Genomic DNA, 1031 nt, shown 5'->3' with positions numbered 1-1031 from the left:
GGGATATTCTCAAAAAATAGGAATATCCCTGCATAAATCGCAATTTTTTCTTATTTTTAAGCCTATTGACAGCTTAAGTCCGACAGGCTGCTAGATTATTCAGATAGTAATGCACTCTACTCAAATCCAGGGAGAGTGAAACCAAATGGGGATCCTGTTAATCCAATAGTGAAAATTAAATACAGCGGTGATTATCAAGAAGATTTTAAGCTGGCTAGCCAAGCTGGGTTTGGGCAAAGCTCTACGCCATCACTTAATGGAAAAAGATATGTTTGGCACCATTTAGATGATTATGATGCAAAAACAGCAGAAGGGACAATGCAGTTAGTTCAGGTTGATTCCCATCTAGGCATACCCCACACTGGCGGTGTATCTCAGTACCAAAAAGCTACGGGCAAAAAGTATGTATATAATAACTTCAGGAAAAAATAATGAAGCATATGATTGGTTGTGAAAAAAAAATAACAGAACATGATTTTTCTATATTTTCTGAAAGTTTTATACGTAAGCCACCTGAGTCTTTTAGGGTTTTCTATCTTGGTAATAATGGTGGAGGTCTTTCTGAAGAGGATATTGAGGCTGGTCTTTGGAAACTACCTGTTCATGGCTTCATTCCAATAAAATACGGTGATGTATGTATTGAGAAGATTTTGAGTGATATTGGAGTTATAAAGTCAGATGATTTTGGAGAGTGGCTTGACAGTGAGTATATTCCCTTTGCTTATGATCAAGGAGGTAATGTTATATATATGTCACTCCGGAATACTGACTTTGAAAAAATATATTTAATAGACTTTGATGGAGGGAACGTCTTTAGTGTAGCAGATGACTTTGAAGGTTTTGTTAATGAATTATATGGTATTTAAAGAGGACAAGCCTCTTTGTAAATCGAAAAAAATAAATAAGGGGCAGGCATACTTTTTTTGATCTTTAAGGGAATTTAAGCTTGCCTCTATAGAAACCTCTCCCGAAGGCAACACCACACAGCTGGACTGGAACCAAGCCTGCCAGCTGATGCAGGTGCAGACGAA

2 protein-coding genes are annotated in these 1031 nt (G+C 37.2%); both read left to right on the top strand.

Going from position 1 to position 1031, the window contains the following annotated elements; translation table 11 throughout:
* The first annotated feature begins 135 nt into the window (after positions 1-135).
* A complete protein-coding gene (locus tag H579_RS0118695) occupies positions 136-432 on the top strand; it encodes an HNH endonuclease signature motif containing protein (RefSeq protein WP_028301917.1) in 297 nt (98 codons plus the stop codon).
* A complete protein-coding gene (locus tag H579_RS0118690) occupies positions 432-866 on the top strand; it encodes an SMI1/KNR4 family protein (protein ID WP_028301916.1) in 435 nt (144 codons plus the stop codon). Before H579_RS0118695 ends, H579_RS0118690 begins: the two co-directional genes overlap by 1 nt.
* Positions 867-1031 lie beyond the last annotated feature (165 nt).

It is taken from the genome of Oceanospirillum beijerinckii DSM 7166 (genome assembly GCF_000422425.1).
GTDB classification, from domain to species: domain Bacteria; phylum Pseudomonadota; class Gammaproteobacteria; order Pseudomonadales; family Halomonadaceae; genus Oceanospirillum; species Oceanospirillum beijerinckii.
This window is presented reverse-complemented; position numbering and strand designations above follow the sequence as displayed.

What these genes read in the sequence shown, in the direction of transcription:
- H579_RS0118690 (WP_028301916.1), top strand. Translation starts at nt 432, where the DNA reads ATGAAGCATATGATTGGTTGTGAAAAAAAAATAACAGAACATGATTTT.